At 56.1% G+C, this 230-nt stretch carries 1 protein-coding gene; it reads right to left on the minus strand.

Translation table 11 applies throughout. From position 1 onward, the window contains the following. Positions 1 to 230 (minus strand): radical SAM protein (locus GHN86_RS23330; protein ID WP_323370021.1); only part of this gene is annotated, 230 nt, incomplete at both ends.

Raw genomic sequence — 230 nt, forward strand, 5'->3', positions numbered from 1 at the left:
CAACTCGATGATGCGGTCGATTTTGTCGATGTTGTGCCGATGGGTGACGAAGTTCAGTACCATCGGGTAGCCGTGGGCTTTGACCGCGCGGGCCATCTCGAGCTTTTGCGCGAAGGCCTTTTTCGAGCCCGCGAGCAGGTTATTCACTTGCTCGTCGCTGGCCTGGAAGCTGATCTGGATGTGGTCCAGCCCGGCCTTTTTGAAGTCGCTGATTTTTTGCTCAGTGAGAC

Origin of the sequence: Pseudomonas helleri (genome assembly GCF_009600315.1) — a bacterium.
Classification (GTDB): Bacteria; Pseudomonadota; Gammaproteobacteria; order Pseudomonadales; family Pseudomonadaceae; genus Aquipseudomonas; species Aquipseudomonas helleri_A.